Source organism: Mucilaginibacter sp., assembly GCF_039925265.1.
Taxonomy (GTDB): domain Bacteria; phylum Bacteroidota; class Bacteroidia; order Sphingobacteriales; family Sphingobacteriaceae; genus Mucilaginibacter.
Genome location: NZ_JBDSZG010000056.1, coordinates 1 through 20,886, shown reverse-complemented (window position 1 = coordinate 20,886; position 20,886 = coordinate 1). Strand labels below are relative to the sequence as shown.

Below are 20,886 nucleotides of genomic sequence, written 5' to 3'. Positions count from 1 at the left end.
CGGTAGTATTTGGTCATACTTTTAAAGACTGTAATCATAGATTATCGGGGTGGGTAGGTATCATTTCTTAGTTTGTTGCTATAAACTTTAAACCTTCTACATGCTCCCCAATAAATATGTTGGCCATATCTCCGGTTTTATAAAAGCCCGGTTTACCTTTCATGGTATCGTATACCAGCGTACCGTTAACCTTCAGGTTTTCAAACACAATGTTTTTTATAGCATGGCTGCTGTCATACCCGCAAATAACAGACATATTAGCGTGCGTGCCATTGTATGAAACATTTTTAAACAGCACGTTATCAATACCCGCACCGGCCGATGTGTTATATTTATGGTTGTACATAACCCTAAGGTTAAATAGCTGGCCTTTTCTGATGTCTTCGATATCAATATTTTCAAAACTCACATTTTTGATATAGTTACTGTCGCCTGCATTAATAGCAATGCAGCCCTGGTAATCGAGTTGATTTTCGTGCTGGTCCAGAACAGTGATATTACGAAACTTAATATTTTGAAGCGTATCCGGATTATCTGAATCCCCGTGGGTGCCTATCAGTAAGGGGTGGGCCACATCTGCCCACAGCGTAGCATTTTCAACGGTAATATTGGAGGTATTTCCATAATATTGCCATCGATGCCCGTAAATTGCGATGCAATCGTCGGAGTTTCGCATGAATATATTTTTTATAGATACATCCTTGCTACAAAAAATATCTATACCGTCTGCATTACCTTTTGAACTGAACGCCTTGAAATCGCTTATACTAACTTGTTTAGATTGCCCTATCATGGCCGAATAGCCGACCGGTAAAACGGTAATTCCACTTATACTAACATTCTCGCTAAAATTAACCAGAAGTTGATCGTTCCTTAGCTTTGGCTGTTGCGCCCCTGGTTTTATTTCGGCAGTATCTTTACTTACCAAAAGTTGCGTAAGGATTCCCCGGCCACATATTTTAACGTTTTTTATATGGTCCATTGTGAAACCACCCTCAACTATAGCACCACCTGCAATGTAAATAGTTTGATTGGCGGCAACGTTTACCCTGCCAACATTATGAATGCCCGGCCCATAATATAGTACATCGGCATCGCCTTGTTTGGGGGGATCTTGCTCTATGGTATTCGCGAAAATCTGAAGGTTTTCAAAAATATCGCCATTGATCTCCAGTGATATGTATTGAGATGCCTTCATTGTAAAGCTGATAAAATCCCTGTTTATCTTTGGGACTATGCCGTAAGCGGAGGGCCTCACCCTGGCATTTTTTACTGCCTTGTTGTTTACTTTAACCCTTACCGTCACACTATCAGCACAGTCGAAATAAGTGAACGATGTTTTCTTTAATACGTGCTGTGCATCAAGCTTGAAGGCAACATCTGCATTATAAATGCCGGTATTCTGCCATTTTCCGGCGTTTTGGCGCACCTGTACTTCGTATGCCTGGCTAATTATTTTGCAATCTGGCTGCGGGTAGGTAATTAACTGGGCGAAAGAATACCTGCTGAATAGGAAAAAGAGTATAAATAGGGCGTAAGTTTTTGTCATGAGAATGATTATATATTCAATGACTGCGTTACCGGTAGTTTATACTCCTTTAATATGTTCTTTTTGCTTTACAAAGGCGCTTAAGCTGTTATACGTTTGCGATTTTGGGTTTACCGGCCAGCCAGTTCACTGAAGATGAGCGAGTTTTTTATGGCATAAGCAATAAAAAATATACCGGTTATGAGTATAATTCAATTTTGGGTTTGTCTTTTTAACCTAACCAGAACATTATGTTTTTTTTGTACGGGCACCCGCTAACATTTTCCAGGCATTTGGTGCTTATCGCCATTTTTACATTTACGGTCGCCACAAAGCTTTGGGCACAGCAACCTATTACAAAGATCCGGTCGCCCAACGGGCAAACCGAAACTCAACTGCTTATTGATAATGGGGGCAAGGTTTACTACAGATTAATGTGCGGGAAGCAACTAATTATCGACAAGTCGCGATTGGGGATAATCACCGACGGACCGGCTATGGATAGCCTTATTACCGTATTTTCGATGGATAAGAAAATGGTAAAAGATAAGTTTGCATGGCCACTTGGTGAAAATGCATCCATCGAAAACCACTACAACGAAGTTATACTGCATTGCGGTAATAACACAGGCCGGTTTGATCTGATTGTTCGTTTATTTAACGGCAGTATGGCCTTTAGGTATACCTTCCATCAGCTGCCACAGCGGCCCGTTAGGTTAAAAGCTGAATTGACTCAATTTAACATGGCCGGTGATTACCATATTTATCAATATCACGAAGAATCCGAATTTCATCGCGTAGCAGTAGATTCGCTTAGCGGCACAAGTGATTTACCATCAACTTTGGTTAGCGGTACATCAAATTTTATTAGTATAGGTGAGGCGGATAACCGTAATTATTCAAAATGTGTATTGGTACGGGGCAGCAGGCCCAATAGCCTTAATTTGAATTTCTACACCGATACAATTTACAGAAACCGGCAAATATTTTCAATTAATAAGGATACATTAATTACATTTCAGGATAGCCTTATTACGCCTTGGCGTACCGTTAGCTATAGTAAAAGTGCCATTGGCCTCCATCAATTTAGCGAGTTAAATTTAAAGCTTGTGCAACCACTTGCCAATGAAAAGATACGGGATGTTAAGCCCGGAAAAGTTTTCAGGGTGCCAATTTCAACACAAGGCGCATTAGACGGTATCGATTTTGCATCTAAAATGAATTTTCAATATATCCTGGTTGATGCCGGATGGTATGGCGCGGAGTTTCGCACCACATCAGACCCCACTAAGGCGCTCCCAAGTTTTAACATCTCTTCCATAGTTGCCCACGCACGTGAGAAAGATATCGGCGTAATATTATACGTAAATTATGTAGGGTTGAAAGCCAGGATAGATACAATCTTACCACTTTATAAAAAGTGGGGCATAAGTGGCCTTAAATTCGGTTTTGTTGATGGCGGCACCCAAAAAGGGCTGGCATGGCTTGATACGGCAATGAAAAAGGCCAACGATTATGGGTTTGTATTGAACGTTCACGACCATTACAAGCCTACCGGGCTTAGCCGCCGGTATCCCTTTGTCCTCAGTTCCGAAGGCATCCGTGGGGACGAAAACAGCCCCGATGCATTTCATAATATGGTGCTGCCATTTACGCGATTCCTTGCAGGCCCGGCAGACTTTACCTTTTGTTACCCGAATGATGTAAATGCATACAGCAAAAATGTGAAGGTGAGCAAGGCCCAGCAACTGGCACTTACAGTTGTTTATTTCGATCCGCTTCAGGCTATATTCTGGTATGGGCGCTCACAAGATTACACCAATGAAACCGATATTGACTTTTTTAAGCACGTGCCAACAGTTTGGGATGAAAGCATTTACACAGCCGGTGAAATTGGTAAAGGTGTTACCGTAGCAAGGCTCAAAGGTGCTAACTGGTATATAGGTAGCGCGGCCGGGCTTCAGCCATGGCAGGCACAGTTTCGCTTAAACTTTCTTGAGAAAGGCAAGCGCTATATAGCAACAATATATGAAGACGATGGCAAAGGCGGTATCCGTAAAAGGTACATTGACATAAAATATAACCAAATATTTAACATCAGCCTAAACGGTAGTGGCGGACAAGCTGTAATCATAAGGCCTGTTAATTAATTCTCAACGGCCCCTACAAGGCAGTATAAACTCAGCTCTTATTTGTCAGATGTATTAAAATGAAAAAAAGACTCGCCATTAAGGATATTGCAGCGGCGTTAAATGTTTCCGAAGCTTCGGTATCCATGGTTCTGAACGGAAAGGCCAGGCAAAATGGGATTAGCCTGCGGCTGGAAGAAAAGATTATGACCTTTGTAAAAGAGGTGGGTTACCAGCCCAACCGGCTGGCAGTAGGGCTACGGACCGGGAAAAGCAAAACGATAGGAATGATTGTTGAAGATATCAGCGACCCATTTTTCTCAGCCATTGCCCGAGTGATAGAAGGAAATATTTATCGGTACGGCTACCGCCTCATTTACGGCAGTTCAGAAAATTCAACAGAGATTGCTGCTGATTTACTGCAAACTTTTAAAAATTACCAGGTTGATGGTTATATACTGGCCCCAACCCCGGGTATTGAAGAGGCAGTTTCTGAAATTATAAAAGAAGAGTGCCCGGTGATTTTTTTCGACCGCGCACTGGGCGATTTGCCTTGCTCAAAAGTATTGGTTGATAATTTCCGTGGAAGCGAAGCGGCTGTTTTGCACCTGGTGGAGAATAATTACAGAAATATTGCGATGGTTACCCTGTTGTCAACACAAAATCAAATGACAGAAAGGGTAGGTGGCTACTGTGCCGCATTACAGTCAAAAGGGCTACCTACGCTGATAAAGGAAATACAATATCAGGAAGATAAGGATAAAACTATACTTCAAATAAAAAACATGCTTAAAGGAAAGCAAGAAACTGATGCATTGTTTTTTGCCACCAATTATCTTGCATTAAGCGGATTGGAAGCGATAAAAGAGCTTGGAATGGTGGTGGGCAAGGATATTGGCGTGGTAGTTTTTGATGATATTAATAATTTTTCATTGTTCAGCCCGGCCATAACAGCAGTTGCGCAGCCAATCAGAGAAATTGGGCTCCAGGTAACTAAAATACTGATAGAACAGTTAAAGGATGGTCACATGATCGATTCTCAGAATATTATGCTAAAAACTAAACTGAATATCAGGCAGTCGTCTGCTCCGATAGGTAGGAACATGCCGCCGGAAAAAAATAAGGCAGAAAAAAAATCAAAATAAAGAGTATAAAAGAATGCCTGAAGTGTCTTAATAATATATTCTTTATAAGCGGCCTTTAGGTTGTATAGTATTGATGTTATTGGTTAAAAAGGCTTCTTGTAATTGGGAAGCCTTTTTTTAATTTCTAAATAGAACTGAATACCGGGTGAAACTAGTCCTTACTTAAGTTCAGTTGAAAAAGCAATTAATGGCTATGCTTTTGAGTATTACAAATACACCCCTATGCCTTTTAGTATAAAGGGGCCTGGCAAGAAAGTGCAGCTGGTTGAACGAGGCAATATGTGCACTATATTTGTGATATATTAGGCATTGATTGCCCGCTGATTATATGTTGTTTTGTTATATTTTTGTTTGGGTTTAAATATTGTAAAGCGAAGGATGTTATCATTAATACGGATGGGAAAAGATAATAAAGACACCGATATTCCGGGCCTTTTTAAAATAAAAAAGCCTAAGGTTGATGGCCAGCAAATTAAAGATAGCTGGAATTCAATTTTGAAGCGGATAAACAACGGCCCCAAGAAGGGCAGTACAGGCCATTAACATTATATTATCAGCATATATATAACTGTTGATGATTAATAAAGATCTTAACTGTTGAACAACGGCAATCTTAGGGTAAAGGCAAAAATTTTCTCTGGGCTCACTATGCCTTTCGGGCGGTTTTTTATTATAAGCCTGGCCTTGCTTTGTTTCCATTGCAGCGAAGCCATTGCCATACCGGGCACATTACCCCATATAGGCCGGATAGGACTTAAAGAAGGGCTTTCTAATTCCGAAATCAGGTGCATTTTTCAGGATAGGCGCGGCTTTTTATGGTTTGGTACCTATGATGGTTTGAACCGTTTCGACGGTTACGACTTTAAGGCATACAGAAACCAACCGGAAGACTTATCATCCATTATTCATAGCTATGTTAATTGCATTGCAGAAGATTCTCAGCGTAATCTGTGGGTTGGTACCAGGCAGGGCGTGAGTTTGCTTAATCCTTTAACAGAGAAATTCTCGCCGGTGTATGTCCTTAAACCCGGTGGGAAACAATATCAGCTTACCAATTATGTAAAGGATATTAAGGCCGATGATAATGGCAACATTTACGTAGCCTCGCAAAATGGGGGATTAGTAATTTTTGATAAAGGCAGCCGGGCAGGGCAGCCAGTGCCGGTAATAATCAATAAAATCACCGCGTTCGATTATACTGTAGATGCGTTTTTAATACTGCCTGGCAATAAAACTTATCTGCTAATAAGAAATTTAGGGCTTTGCGAGTACAATGTTAAGCTGAAAAAAATCCTTGTACTCAATAGTACCATCGTTGCAGGAACTTGCCTGTACCCGGATAATGGTAACCTATGGCTGGGCACCTTTACAGGCCTGTATCATTTTAATTTCCAATCGGGCAAGTACGATCGCGTTTTAAATGAGGTGAATGCCGGTTTAAGATCCGGCCGGATTACGGCTTTGCAGTTGATGCCCGACAGTAGCTTATGGATTGGTACTGATGGCGGAGGTGTTGAAATACTGGATAAAAGCCGTACCGGGGTAAGCCACCTTGCTGCCGGGAACAACGAGCATGGGCTATCCAGCGACGCTGTTTATGCTTTGTTGCTCGATAAAAACGGACGAAAGTGGGTAGGGACACTACGCGGAGGAATTAATGTTATTGACGATGTTAAGGACAGGTTTCAAAACCTTAGCCACGACCCGCTGAACCCCAATAGCCTGATAAGCAATTTTGTAAAATCACTTCTCGAAGACAGGGACGGAAAGCTGTGGGTTGGCACAGATGGCGGCGGGCTAAGTATTTTGGACCGAAACACCTGGCAGTTTACCAACTTTCGGCAGAACCCCAGGCTTCCGGGTGCTTTAAGCTCCAATTTTGTTACCAGCATAGTTCAGGATAATAGTGGCAGGGTGTGGATTGCAACCTATGGTGGCGGAATAAACCTTTACCAACCCAATCAAAAGCGGTTTAAAGCTTACCGGGGACTCAATACTGCGGGTAAGGAAACCCATATTATTTTCTGGAGTTTGTATATCGACAGTTCTGGAAAGCTTTGGGCCAGTGGGCTACAAGGCGGGCTTTTTCTTTATAACCCCGGTACTGATCAGTTTCAACTGTACAGCGAAAAGTTATTGAATATATTGGCAATGTGCGAAGACGGGTTGGGGAATCTGTGGGCAGGGAATTTTGAAGGGCTTTATAAAATTGACTCGAAAAGTAAGCAGTTCAAGTTCTATAATATAGGTAAACCGGTGCGGGCCATTCACAATGGCACAAACGGGAACCTTTGGCTGGGCACCGAAGCGGGGTTAATGAATTTTGACCCGGCCGGTGGCAAAGTAATAAAGCAATTTACAACCAGGGCCGGGCTTAGCAATAATAACGTTTTGGCTATAGAAGAAGACCGTACCAACAAGCTTTGGCTTAGTACTTACAATGGCCTTTGCCGTTTTGACCCAAAACAAGAATCTTTCACTAATTTTTTTCAAAGTGATGGATTGGCAAATAAGGAGTTTAACTTCAACGCATCCCTCAAATTGAGGAACGGCCAATTGGCATTTGGGGGAATTAACGGGCTTTCGTTGTTTTATCCCGGGCAACTTGTGCCGCTGTTGAATGAACCCGTAATAGCGCTTACAGATGTCAGAATAAACGGGAATGCACTTGATGCCGAGCCCGATTATATAAACGCTAATAATGAAAATGAGCTTGTTTCGCTTACGGTGCCTTTTAAAAAGGCATCGTTTTCATTTCGTTATGCCGCTATTGAGTTTACAGCAGAAGACCGCATCAGATACCGTTATAGGTTAGAGGGGGCTGACAAGGGATGGGTAGATGCCGGCAATCAACGGAGTATATTTTATACACGGCTAAGCCCGGGAAAGTATATTTTACGAATTAACTGCACTAACCCTGAAGGGCAATGGATAACGAAAGAACTGAGGTTACGCATTTTGGTGTTGCCGCCATGGTATGCCACAATATGGGCCTTTGCATCCTACATATCGGTTATTCTCGGGCTTATATACTGGTATCTTCGTAACAGGTTCCTCAAAACAAGGCTTAAGTATGAAATAAGGCTGGCGAATGCGGAGGCCGTATATCAGCGTAACCTGCAGGAGAAAGAAAAGGAACTGAATGAACGCCGGATAGAATTTTTTACGGGGGTTTCTCACGAGTTTCGCACTCCGCTATCGCTCATTATTAACCCCATACGTGACCTGTTAGCAAAAAGCGCTCCTGCAGAACGCCTGGAACTGAATTACATTTACCGTAATTCCAAGAGGTTGTTGAGCCTGGTTGACCAGCTTTTGCTCTTCAGGAAGGCCGATGCGGTTTCTGATGCGTTGCATATTGCGCCAATGGATATTGTTTTGGTTTGCAAAGAGGTTTATCTGTGCTTTGTACAACAGGCAAAACTTTCCGGTATTATTTTGGAACTCAATGCACCTGCGGACCCCGTTATCATCTATGGTGATCGCGAAAAAATCGAAATTATTTTGTTCAATGTAATTTCCAATGCCATTAAATATACTCCCGCCGGCAAAGTGGTTGCCGTTGAACTGATAACCAATTTTGAAACTGTAGCGGTTAAAGTTGTAGATAATGGGCCGGGGATGCCGGATGAAGTTGCGGCGCATGTATTTGAAAAATTCTACAGGTCGGCAAAGCAAGGGCAGCAAGGCGGTTTTGGCATCGGCTTGTACCTGGCGCAGCAATTTACGCACCGCCACCACGGGAAACTTTATTTTGACAGCACGCCGGGCATTGGCACAACCTTTTATTTGCAACTTTTACGGGGCACCGGGCATTTTCCGGGCTTAGTTGTTTCTGAAATGGTTGATATTGTTTCGCCATTAATTGATGAATTGGCAAAAGGGGACGACAATGTTGAAGTTATTAATACAATTGATGATTCCCGATTTGGAGCCGGGGGGATTATTACCGATAAAAAAACGATTCTCATTATTGATGATGATGCAGAGATGAGAAGGTATATCCGATCTGTACTGATCAAGACCTACGTAATTTATGAGGCCGAAAACGGGGAAGCCGGTTTGGTAAAAGCCAGGGATAAACAACCCGGTATGATTATTTGCGATGTAATGATGCCCGGCCTAAATGGCATAGAAGTTTGCCAAAATATAAAAAAAGACCAGCAGCTTAGCTTTATCCCGATGATTTTACTCACCGCAAGTTCGTCGCCGGAGAATAAGATAATGGGGTTGGAAAGCGGTGCCGACGATTATATTCAAAAACCGTTTGAAACGGATGTGCTGGTTGCCCGCATTGCTAACCTGCTACAAACCCGCGATAATCTTCAACATTATTTCTTTAATACAATCACGCTTAAGTCTGCTAATGTGGCTATTTCAGATGAGTATAAGCAATTCCTGGAGAATTGTATTGTTATTGTGGAGCGGCATATCATGGACGAAAACTTTTCTATCAAGGTGCTCGCTTCTGAAGTTGGCATGAGCCATTCCAACTTGTACAGAAAAGTTAAGTCTTTATCGGGCCATACTATCAACAGCTTCATACGCTACATCAGGCTCAGGAAAGCTGCTGAACTATTGGTTCAGTCTGATATGAACGTAAATGAAGTAGCGTTCGAAACCGGATTCAGCAGCATAAAATACTTCCGCAATCAATTTTTTAAACTGTTTGGTACCAACCCATCTGACTTCCTAAAACAGAAAAGGCCGGTATTTAAAAAGAGATTTAATTTAAGTAATTGATTTTTAATGAATTAATTTGCTTTTAAGGCACCTTAATCCATTTAGGTATTTCTTTAAATGTCGAATTTGAGCCTCATAAATGGCTAATTTGTGCCCCTTTGCAGTAGTTTAAACCCCTCATATTAGCTTTTATAAACCAATTATTAAGCCCTTGGCAATAGCGCCTTAATCGATTTTGTAAATCATCGGTAAGACGCTCTTATCTGCGAGGCCTTACATAAAATAAAAGTTGTTGAGCCAATATGAACAATTGTAGCCTGTTAGCCCAGTGGTGGGAAGAAACCCTTGCGGGAGATGTGAGATCGTTTAGTCGTATCCACGACGAACTTTATTCGGGATTGTATTACTACCTGTTTAAAATAGTGAAAGACGAAGATGTTGCCCGGGATGTTTTACAGGACCTTTTTGTGAAATTTTGGGAACGCAGGGAGAAGCTTGGGCTAATAGTAAATGTTAAATACTATTTTTTCAAATCGGCCCGCTCTATGGCCATTAACTATTTAAAAATGTACAAGCCTGAATTATTAGACCTGCAAAAGCATCGGGAAGTTGATTTGGGCTTCTCCTCTGAAGATATTATTGTAAGTAAGGAAGCCGGGCTGGAAACGCAAAAGCGGCTTGCAATGGCACTTAATATGCTTCCAAAACGGCAGAAAGAAATGATTTTTCTGCGGTACTTCGACGATTGGGGGTACGATCAGATTGCTGAAGTAACCGGGTTACAATATCAATCAGTAGTAAACCATGTTCATCGTGGTATAAACCAACTTCGGCTTACGCTTTCTGAAAGTAAAAGTGTTATGCAAATCGAACTGGCGATCTAAAAATGCCAGGAATGCACTTCCAGAGTGCGCAATAGGTTCCTGGTCTGTAGTTACGGTGGAAGCATATCTAACGAACTTAAAAAGCAGCGACCTTGCAGGAAGCCCGGTTTCTGCCGATGCACCATTCCTTTTAGAATATTAATAGCCTTGCCGCATTTGGCAGGGCTTTTTTTGTGGCTAATTAGTTATAAAAAATAGCCTAAACCCGAAAAAATAGAATTTACCGGTTTGCACCTGAGCCCGCACTACTAAAAAATAAATTCAATTGAAAATGCCCTCAAATTGAGTATCTGCAGCATTTTCTCATGTCCTTATAATAACATCGCTTCTACAGCAGCTTAACTAACCGGTAGGCTGAAATAGCGACCGTTTAACGATAGAATTTAATAATTATAAACCAAACCAAAATTTTATGAATGTTCTTTACGAAACAAAACACTGGATACGGCGGCTCTTAGCTATGCTTGTCCTAAGTGCTTGCTGGATGGCCGCTTCCGCACAGGAAAAGCCGGTTACCGGTAAAATTATTAATGCAAATACAGGGGAGGCGGTAATTGGCGCTACTGTACTGGCAGTCGGCACTTCCAATGGCGTAGCAGCAGACCTCAACGGTTCATTTAAAATTAATGTACCGGCTAATGCACAATTGCAGTTTAAAAGCATTGGTTATTTATCTGTCACATTAGCTGCGGACCCTGACAAACCAATGATGATTCGTTTGATGCCGGACAATAAAGGCCTTGACGAGGTTGTGGTAGTGGGGTACGGAAAGCAAAAACGGGCCACCGTTTCGGGGGCTGTCGCAACAGTTTCCTCAAAGGTTTTCCAGGACCGCGGGCCAATCAATAATCCCCTTCAGTCGCTACAGGGACAGGTGCCGGGTGTAACAGTTACAAGAAGCTCGGCTCAGCCGGGTAGAGAGAACTGGAACTTTCAGATACGTGGAGCCACATCTACCAACGGGCAGGACCCTCTTATTGTACTGGATGGTGTAGCATTGGTGAGTAATGCAGAACTTAACTCGATCAACCCTAATGATATCGACAATATATCTGTCTTAAAGGATGCCTCTGCTTCAATTTATGGGGCCAGGGCTGCTTTTGGTGTTGTTTTAATTACCACTAAAAAGGCAAAGGCCGGTAAAATGAACATCCAGTACAATGCCACTTTTTCACAAAAGAAACTGGGGCTTCAACCCATTCTGATCAGCAGTAGGCAATGGGGCGAAAGTTTAAAGGAGGCGCTTACAAACGATAATTATGGCGTTGCGCCAACTTCGTTTTTATGGTACCAACTTGCCGACCTGGCAACCCACCCACCAGAGTCGGGATATATTGATATAACACGCCTGCCGGGCTACGCAGGTTCTGCTAATGGTGTGCTATACAATGGAGTACCTTTACCCTCGTTTGGTGATGTGAAAGATTTTACATTTTTTGATACCAACATGCAAAAGATACTGTGGGGAAATGCAAACTCCACGCAGCACGATCTGAGTTTTTCCGGTAATACCGACAACAGCAGTTACCGGGTGTCGCTTGGGTACCTGAATGACGGCAGCCAGCTTAAATGGGGGACCAACGGAAATCAACGATATAACCTTCGGCTGAACCATAGCTATAAATTTAGCGACCGCGTTAACCTCGAAACTAATATCTCGCTGGAGCGAAATAATATTCAGCAACCAACCTTGTATTCATATGGGGGCTACAGTGCACTGAGCAACTACGCGCAACCCGGAATGCCGGCGTTTACTTCTCAGGGGCAGCCTTACGCATGGGGCACCGTTTATAGCGCACCGGCACTACTTCAATATGGCGGTGCAAACAGGGAAGTTAACAGCAGGGCTTTATTGAATTCTACCTTTACCTACAATTTTGCCAAGCATTTAACTTTTACGGCAGTTACGGGGTACCATACATGGTATCAGGACAGCCGCATACAACAAAAGCAGGTACAGTTTTATAATTATGCCGGTGATCTTTTGATTCAAACCAACCCAATTGCCGGGAGTTCTGGTAGTAATGGCACATTTTATAACCGCGCCAATATAACCGAACCATATTATAACCTTGCAGGCAGGGTATCTTACGATAACGTGTTTAGCGATAAACATGCGGTGGGGATAATGCTGGGTAGTTCTTACGAACGTGACGAGTACAATGCTTTTAGCACCCGCACGTATAACCTTGGCAATGATGATATCCCATCGTTAGGAACAGGGCTCACAAGCACTACTGCGGGCTTCATTACCAACGGCGAAACCCAAAGCCACTATGCGTTGGGCTCATATTATGGCCGTGCTACATATACTTACAACAACAAGTTTAATTTGGAAGTTCAGGGCAGATACGACGGTTCATCTAAATTTATTGCAGACAGGCGGTGGAAAATATTTGGTTCGGTGCTTGGTTCGTGGCTTATATCAGAGGAATCGTTCGTCAAAAACTTAAATGTATTCTCTAACCTTAAACTGCGGGCCAGCTACGGCTCTACCGGAAACCAGGGGGGAATTGGCCTATACGACTATATTCAATCGCTTTCTGTAACTACCAACGGCGCGTTGCTTGGCGCTAACCCGGTAACCTCGGTAAATACTACCGGTAACTTGGTGTCGCTTAACAGAACATGGGAAACAGTCTTAAAAAAGAATATCGCAATTGATTTCGGCATATTAAATGACCGCCTTTCAGGTTCATTCGACGTATACAGAAATTCAAACAACAACATGTTGCTTGGGCAGCTTTATCCGGGCGTACTTGGCACCGGTGCACCGGCACAAAATATAGGTACACTACGCACCTGGGGTTGGGAGGGTAGCCTTACCTGGAAATCAAAAATTGGTAAAGTGAACTATTCTTTAACGGGAACGATGTTCGATAACCAAAACAAACTTGTTCATTATGGTGGCGCAAACGTAATTGGCGCGGGCTACAATGCTACCGTAGAAGGTTATCCCCTGGGCTCTTATTTTGGGTTGCAATACGGCGGCAGGCTTCAAACACAAGCCGAGGTTGATGCCTACAACACCAAGTATGCGCCCACCGGCAGCGCCAATAATATAGGGCTGCCAATACCCGCAGCACTCGCAAACCCGGCAGGGCAAATGAGCGGATTGCGCCCCGGCGATAATTCTTATGTAGATGTAAACAGCGATGGTAAACTAAGTATTGGCGGCACCACGGCCGATAAGGGCGACCTGGTTTACCTTGGTTCTGATAACCCGAGATACAGTTTTGGCTTTAACATTGGCTTGCAGTGGAACGGCTTCGATTTCTACTCCATCTTTCAGGGTGTAGGCAAAAGGGACATATTACGTACCGGTTCCATTGCAAACTTTAGCATTCCGTTTACAACTATTAACCAGGGCCAAACCACTTCTTACCTGGGCAACGTTTGGTCGCCTGAGAATCCGGATGCATATTTTCCAAACCTGCATTCCGCTCAAAATAATGGCATAAACAATTATAACTATCAGGCATCCAGCTGGCGGTTACAAAACGGTGCTTACCTGCGGTTAAAAAATGTTGTGCTGGGTTACACTATTCCTAAAAAGCTGATCGAACGTACACGCATTATTAAAGGCCTTCGGGTTTATTTCTCTGGCAGCGATTTGTGGGAGATTACGAATATCCATGACGGATGGGACCCCGAAGTAACCAGGACTGTTACCGGCAATGAGCGGTATCCATTTTACCGTTACATCACAGTAGGTGCAAACGTTACCTTTTAATTAAAAAGAAGATATCAAATGAAAGCGAATTATATTAAACTTATCTCGGCGGTTACTATTGCCATGGGCATTTCGATAATGTCTTGTAACAAGGCGCTGAACCTTAAGCCGCTGGACCAATTGTCTGAAGCAGCATACTTTAAAACACCGGCCGACTTTAAGGCATTTGCCAATCAGTATTATGGCTACCTTAAAAACTTTACTACCATAAACGGCCTTGTGGATAACCCCCATTCCGACGGGCGATCTGACCTTAATGGTGGCGGTGGCGTGTTTGGGTCCGGTACTAATATTGTGCCGATCACCGAAGGTAACCTTGGTAATTCGGGCAACTGGAATGTTGACTACGGGCGTATAAGGGCAACAAATTACCTGCTCGATAAGGCTGCTGCGTACGCCAGGCCAACCGAAATTGCCCAGTATGTAGCCGAGGCAAAATTCTTTAGGGCATATGTGTACTTTGACCTGTTGCAACAGTATGGCGGCGTACCGCTGATAAGTAAACCACTTGACCTGTCGTCGCCCGAGCTTTTTGGTGCGCGCGCCTCCAGGGATGAAATTGTAGATTTCATTATCGCTGATCTTCAGGAAGCTATTCCTTCATTACCGGTGTCTTTAGCACCCAGTTCGGCAGAATTTGGGAGAGTGACGCAAGTTGCAGCACAGGCTTTTTTGGGCAGAGTAACCCTTTACGAAGGTACTTGGCAAAAATTCAGGTCGGGAGATGCGGCGCGATATAATACATTGTTTGATAAATCAATTACGGCGAGTTCTGCGGTTATGGCAAGCGGCCAGTATGCGCTATTTGGTACCCCTGCATCCAACGCTTTGGGCGGAAACAGTACCTTGTTGGGAGATTCATGCCTTAAATATTTGTTCTTATTGGAAAATATCAAATCTAACCCTGCCGGCCTCACTAAAACGGCCAATCACGAGTATATTTTGGCAACCCGTTACGATGACGTATTAAAACCAATTGGTGTATTTGTAAGCCGTGGAACAACAGCAACGGCGCTGAGCCAAAAGTTTGTAAATATGTTCCCGTGTAAAGACGGCTTACCTGTTGAAAAATCTCCCTTATTCGGGGGCTTTCAAACCTATCTTTCTGAATTTCAGAACAGGGATAACCGATTAAAATATACCGTGAAAATAACTAACCAGTATTATTGGTACGGTATTAACGGACGCGTAAACTGGACGGGCGATGCAACTGACAGGTCCAATTCAACCGGGCCGGCAAAGCCATTTGGTTATGGCAATCAAAAGTGGGTATCTGAACGGCAATTGGTTGATGGAAGAGAATCTGAAGATTATCCGGTGATACGATATGCGGAGGTATTATTGAATTACGCTGAAGCTGTATTTGAGAAGAATAATACCATTACTGATGCAGAACTTAATAAATCTTTGAATTTGGTAAGGCTGCGCTGTAATGCTGCCAATGGTATGCCCGGGTTATCTAACGGGTTGGTGGGAGCTAATAACCTGGATATGCGGACGGAGATACGAAGAGAAAGAACGATTGAGTTATATGATGAAGACTTTCGTTTTGACGACATTAAACGCTGGCATAGCGCTGCTGTAGAACTGGTTACCAATATTGGAGGCACCGCTTACGGTAACACACCTGGTTTTGTAAGCCCATGGCCGGTTTCTTATAAATATACAGGCACACAAGCACAGCTTGGCCCCAATCCGGTATTGCCAATTCCAACAAATGCAAAAGATGCGAATGGCAACCTGATCATTGATCAAACAGCAAGGCTATTCACTGAAAAAAACTATTTGTATCCAATTCCGGCACAGCAGTTAACCTTAAATTCTAAATTAATTCAAAATCCCGGTTGGTAAAAATTTAACAAATAGGTTGCCTGTTACCAATGGTTAATTGGGCGTTGCAACCTAATAGGATTATAGTTACAACATTGGCCCCGGTAATAATGTCTATAGGATGTTATTGCCGGGGCCTTTTATGGCTGCGATTATAGCACCCAATAAAAGTAAACACATATTAATCAAAAAAGCCAAACATCGCGAAGTGTTTTATGGTTGACCCGGGGGGGAATAGTGCCGCTGAAAAAATGCTTCAGGGAAGCGACGCAGGTTGCTATTTGGCATTGCAGAATTATAACGTTTGTTAAAACTGGAGTTTTGCATCGCTGCAACAAGGGATAGACAGAGCAAGTAAAATATCAGGGAATGATTTGGGTAAAATAGGAATGATTAGTTACTAGAGCACTTATTTTGATCTTTTGCAACAACAGTTCCTCCCCAAAGTGAACCCGGATTGAGGCGAACAGAATACAGTGCAAGTATCGGAAAATTGGGTACCCATTTTAGTTCATCAAGGCCTTTTGGCGTATTCGGATCCCGGTTTAATCCAGGGCGTTTGGAATAGAATGCCTCGTATTCAAAACATTGGTCAGTAGTTCTTCTTTTTGTGCCATAGGGGAAATTTACCACCGCCGCTTGCGCCGGTTATTGGTGCATTTTTCATGATCGTTTATTTATTTATATAATGAGTTTTGTAAGATGTTGGCGACATGCCCGTTTCTCTTTTAAAAAGTCTGGAAAAGTAGGACATATTCTCAAAGCCCAAAGCGTACGCAATTTCAGACACCGCTTTGTCGTTTGCCATCAACCTGTTCTTCGCTTCATTGATCAGCGCTAAATGGATCAGGTCCTGGGCGGTTCTGCCGGTTTCAATTTTCAGCAGATCGGTAAGATAGCGCCGGGAAGTATGCAATTGATCGGCCAGGTAAGCTACACTTGGTAACCCCTTATCAAGCGATCCGCTTTCAATATAGTGGTGTAAAATCCTGTTAAATTCGGTTACGGTTTTTCCTGACAATTGTTTACGGTTGATGAACTGCCTTTTATAAAATCTTTCTGCAAATTTCAGCATCGAGTTAACGCTGGCTAAAATGATCTCGCGGCTAAACTCGTCTTCATTATTATTGTATTCCAGCTCTATTGTGTTAAATATATTCCAGATGGCTTTCTCTTCCCTTGGTGCCAGGTGTAAAGCTTCATTCGTCTCGTAATCAAAGAAGGAGTACTTTTGGATCTCCTGGTGCAAGGTATGGCCATTAAAAAAGTCTTCATGCAAAAACAAGATATACCCGTCCTCTTCAAATTCTAAATTCTTCATTTCAACTACCTGTCGTGGCTTCAGGAACACCATCGAGCCCTTTTCGTGGTCGAGTTTCGTTCGCCCGTAGATCATAAAACCCGCCTTTACCCGCTTTAAGCCGATCATGTAGCAATCACTGGTAAACTCCGGTTGGTTTACTACCATGTTATCCTGTATCCTGATTAAAGCAATCAGTGGATGCTCGGGCGGTTCCATACCATTGGCAAGCGCCATTTCACTAATAGATTTAAAGTGTTGCATAGTAGGCTAATTTAAGATGATCAATATAACAAGATATAATCTAAAGTATGTAATGGGGGGCATTACCGAAGAAAGAACCTGATAAGTTTATCAGTAAGACTTCCAAAGGGGGCATGCAGAAGATCCATACCATTCCAGCGACCCTGCTCATATATGCCCTTGGCATGACTCAGAGTGCGGAAGCCCTCTATGCCATGATACTGCCCCATGCCGCTTTCTCCCACTCCTCCAAAGGGGAGATCGTCCTGGGCTATGTGTGAGAATGTTCCATTGATGGTAACATTGCCAGAGGTTGTGCGACTCAACACTTTTCGCTTATCGTCATTATCGTTGCCAAAATAGTAGAGTGCCAGTGGCCTTGGTCGTCCATTTACATAATCAATTGCATCATCAATAGAACGGTAAGAAAGTATCGGCAATATAGGGCCAAAGATCTCCTCATGTGCGATCTTCATATCATCGGTTACGCCCAGCACAATGGTTGGAGGCATTGTGTGCGGCCGGCTCAATGCATTACCAGGGTTATTACCAACTTCAAAAACCTTTGCGCCATGTGTGCTGGCATCGTTCAGTAATTCCTTCAATATAGCATATTGTTGTTCGTTCACAATCGAAGTATAGTCTATACCTGTCGGGCCGTCCGGGTAAGCGGTTTTTACGCCCTTGTCATAAGCTTTGATGAAGGCATCAATTTCGGTTTCGTGTACCAGCGCATAATCAGGGGCTATACATGTTTGCCCGCTACTGAGCAATTTCCCATATACAATACGGGATACAGCCTTTTCCAGCGGATACCCTTTAGCAATAATGACTGGAGATTTGCCGCCCAGTTCCAGTGTAACAGGCACGAGGTTCGCACTTACCGCCTTCATTACAGAGCGCCCTACTGATGTACTGCCGGTGAATATAAGATGGTCCAAATGCAATTTAGAAAATGCTGCACCATCGCTATTTACAAGAGTCACTTGCTCCTCCGGAAAAATATCCTTAAACATTGCTTCGATCACTGCATTAGTTGCAGGTGTAAACTTCGACGGCTTAAGGATTACCCGGTTGCCCGCAGCAATTGCAGTTACAACAGGCATCAATGACAAATTAATTGGGTAATTCCAAGGTGATATTACACCAACTACGCCAAGCGGCTGGTATTCCACACGGGCTTTGCCAAGCCGCATGTGTAATGCTACATGGCGCCTTGTTGGCCGCATGAATTTGCGAAGATGGCGATCCAGGTATTTAATACCTTCAATCACACCTAAGATCTCTACGATATCTGTCTCGTGTCGTGAGCGATGGCCAAAATCAGCATTGATCGCGTCTTCGATTTCTTTTCTCCTCGCGATCAGTGCTGCTTTAAACTTTTTCAGATCAGCCCTGCGCTGTTCAAGGCTGGGTGCACCGTCACGCAAAAAGGCATTTCGCTGACTATGGAGAATATTGCTGAGTTGATCAGCATCCGTTGTTATGGTGGTAGTCATATGGTTTAATTTTTCAATGCGTGACTAAATGCGATCTGTTATTTGAGCAACTTTGCGTTTTTCGCAGTATTAATTAGTCCGTATGCCATTTTAGGAGCAATCCGGTTGATCAGGTAAACCAACTTTGTATCACCCACACGTATGGTAAACTGATTCTTTTTAATACCTGCGATCAGCGCATTGATCAGTTTTTCCGGAGGAATTCCTTTGGCTTCCAGGTTTTCTGTCATGCTTGTTGCTACTACGGGGGGCAATAGTTCAAATACCTTAACCCGGCTGTTCAGTATATCTAAATGATTTCTTAACGATACTGTATAAAATCGCATTGCCGCTTTGCTGGCAGAGTAGGTTGGGGCAAGATTGAACGGAACATAGCTTAGTACAGATGATGTATTAATTATTGCGCCTTCTTTTCTTGATTTCAACATTTCGATAAAAATGTTTGTCAAGCGAATTACTCCGAGATAATTAATATTGATCTCGTTTTCGGCTGCTTCAAAATGTTTAGCATTTGCTATACCTAAATTGAGCGGGCCGCTCATTACACCGGCATTATTGTATAAAATATCAATCCCTCCAAGTTCCTTAACCTTATCGAAAAGTAATTGTGCATCTTTAGCATCAGCCACATCACTTTGTATCGCAGTTATAGCCGGATACAATTTTTTGACAGCATCTAATTTTGCCTGGTTTCTACCCGTGATAATTACTTTGGCTCCATTGGCCAGAAACCGTTTTGTTGCTTCCAGTCCGATACCTGCGGCACCACCTGTGATCAATATTGTTTTTCCTTTTATTTCCATTTTTTTATAATTTAAAAATTGATTGATAATGTTTATACACCAAATTGGTTTAAATGATAGTCAATATGCATTGTCAGCAACCTGCCCCACTGGTTATAATTTAAATGCCCAAAGGCCACGTGCGGTCCCCAACTTGCAGTGCTTTTACTATTGCAGGCCTTACCAATTATTTCAAGTAGCAGGCTCTTTTCATGCTCAAAATCAAAATGTTTATCAAGGGGTATTTTAAATCCAACCGGCATACTTAGCCCTTTGGGCATTTGCGGAAGGATGTCTACCAGAAGCCATTTAAATACGGTTTTTGTTAAAAAAGTACTTTCATCGGGTAAAGTAAAATAACCGGTAGAACTTCCACAGGCCAAATTTAGGTGGTGTAACATTTGATCGGGAGCCATAGTACCCCATTCCCTGCGTGATTGCGGGGTAAGCCGGTTTATCCGCTCCGTAAATATTGCCTGCATTTTAGGGGTAAAGAAATCTTTACTGCTGACAAATTTTTGTTCTGCTTTTTGCGACATTTAGATTTGTTATCGATGATACAAATCTAAAAAGTTGAAAACTTTTCCATTAACACAAAAGGAGTAAAGACTAACACAAAAAAACAATGCTGGATGCAGTGTTCTTTTTTTGCTGCAGGTAGATCTCCACTCTTTACCGTCAACGCCGATCACCATCTCTGAACGTTTCAATTTTTTAACATCCACGTAAGCAAGCCCGGTGTAGCTGGATATCCCGGAATGCTTGACCATGCGATTCCGTGCGCATTAGATCAATAAATTGTGTTGTTGAATAATAATTTCAAATCTTTTAATCAGCCGGTTAGTACGGTCAAAGTGTAACGGAACACCCTGAACTCTTTTCCGAAACGCAGTGATCAATGGCTTCGGAATATCCAGGTAATAATTCCCACGCGTTGGAAAGTCGGAAGGAATTGCCACTTTTATCCCGTTAATTACGGATTTATCTTACTTTTATGCTATGTTAGTGTACCGGCTTGCTAAGGGCCAGGTTCCTGATTTCGAAGACTCAACTAAACTTTAATGCGTGTAAAATTTTATATTGCCGTTTCATTGTTGTTTTTTGCTTACACAAAAAACTTTGCGCAAAAC

General features: G+C 42.8%; 12 protein-coding genes. 7 read left to right on the top strand and 5 right to left on the bottom strand.

Annotated elements, in window-relative coordinates; genetic code table 11:
• Nucleotides 1–67: 67 nt before the first annotated feature.
• Nucleotides 68–1,549 carry a glycosyl hydrolase family 28 protein gene (locus tag ABIX36_RS23995; protein WP_348084704.1) on the bottom strand — a complete coding sequence of 494 codons (1,482 nt, stop codon included), beginning with the start codon at nucleotides 1,547–1,549 and terminating at the stop codon, nucleotides 68–70.
• 230 nt (nucleotides 1,550–1,779) lie between these two features.
• On the opposite strand from ABIX36_RS23995, the gene ABIX36_RS23990 reads away from it, so the two are divergent.
• From ABIX36_RS23990 to ABIX36_RS23960, 7 genes are all read left to right on the top strand, one after another.
• Nucleotides 1,780–3,678, top strand: coding sequence for a glycoside hydrolase family 97 catalytic domain-containing protein (locus ABIX36_RS23990; protein WP_348084703.1), 1,899 nt, complete (start codon nucleotides 1,780–1,782; stop codon nucleotides 3,676–3,678).
• A gap of 59 nt (nucleotides 3,679–3,737) precedes the next feature.
• The gene (locus ABIX36_RS23985) at nucleotides 3,738–4,802 is read left to right on the top strand and encodes a substrate-binding domain-containing protein (RefSeq protein WP_348084702.1); all 1,065 of its coding nucleotides are present in this window, start codon (nucleotides 3,738–3,740) and stop codon (nucleotides 4,800–4,802) included.
• Between the two features lie 396 nt (nucleotides 4,803–5,198).
• Nucleotides 5,199–5,345 (top strand): hypothetical protein, encoded by a 147-nt coding sequence (locus tag ABIX36_RS23980; protein WP_348084701.1) that lies wholly within the window; start codon nucleotides 5,199–5,201, stop codon nucleotides 5,343–5,345.
• A 54-nt stretch (nucleotides 5,346–5,399) separates the two neighbouring features.
• Nucleotides 5,400–9,545, top strand: a complete 4,146-nt coding sequence (locus ABIX36_RS23975; RefSeq protein WP_348084700.1) for a two-component regulator propeller domain-containing protein — start codon at nucleotides 5,400–5,402, stop codon at nucleotides 9,543–9,545.
• A 242-nt stretch (nucleotides 9,546–9,787) separates the two neighbouring features.
• Entirely contained in the window at nucleotides 9,788–10,369 is a 582-nt protein-coding gene (locus ABIX36_RS23970; RefSeq protein ID WP_348084699.1) for a sigma-70 family RNA polymerase sigma factor, read from the top strand.
• 460 nt (nucleotides 10,370–10,829) lie between these two features.
• Nucleotides 10,830–14,102 carry a TonB-dependent receptor gene (locus ABIX36_RS23965; RefSeq protein WP_348084698.1) on the top strand — a complete coding sequence of 1,091 codons (3,273 nt, stop codon included), beginning with the start codon at nucleotides 10,830–10,832 and terminating at the stop codon, nucleotides 14,100–14,102.
• Nucleotides 14,103–14,120: 18 nt separating this feature from the next.
• Nucleotides 14,121–15,953 (top strand): RagB/SusD family nutrient uptake outer membrane protein, encoded by a 1,833-nt coding sequence (locus tag ABIX36_RS23960; protein ID WP_348084697.1) that lies wholly within the window; start codon nucleotides 14,121–14,123, stop codon nucleotides 15,951–15,953.
• Between the two features lie 652 nt (nucleotides 15,954–16,605).
• On the opposite strand, the gene ABIX36_RS23955 is transcribed toward ABIX36_RS23960, so the two are convergent.
• The 4 genes from ABIX36_RS23955 to ABIX36_RS23940 all read right to left on the bottom strand — a co-directional run bounded on the left by ABIX36_RS23955 (nucleotide 16,606) and on the right by ABIX36_RS23940 (nucleotide 20,295).
• Complete coding sequence (locus tag ABIX36_RS23955; RefSeq protein WP_348084696.1) at nucleotides 16,606–17,496, bottom strand: helix-turn-helix transcriptional regulator; 891 nt, start codon at nucleotides 17,494–17,496, stop codon at nucleotides 16,606–16,608.
• Between the two features lie 62 nt (nucleotides 17,497–17,558).
• Nucleotides 17,559–18,974, bottom strand: a complete 1,416-nt coding sequence (locus tag ABIX36_RS23950) for a coniferyl aldehyde dehydrogenase (protein ID WP_348084695.1) — start codon at nucleotides 18,972–18,974, stop codon at nucleotides 17,559–17,561.
• Between the two features lie 38 nt (nucleotides 18,975–19,012).
• Nucleotides 19,013–19,777, bottom strand: coding sequence for an SDR family NAD(P)-dependent oxidoreductase (locus ABIX36_RS23945; RefSeq protein WP_348084694.1), 765 nt, complete (start codon nucleotides 19,775–19,777; stop codon nucleotides 19,013–19,015).
• Nucleotides 19,778–19,809: 32 nt separating this feature from the next.
• The gene (locus tag ABIX36_RS23940) at nucleotides 19,810–20,295 is read right to left on the bottom strand and encodes a DUF1569 domain-containing protein (protein WP_348084693.1); all 486 of its coding nucleotides are present in this window, start codon (nucleotides 20,293–20,295) and stop codon (nucleotides 19,810–19,812) included.
• Between the last annotated feature and the right edge of the window lie 591 nt (nucleotides 20,296–20,886).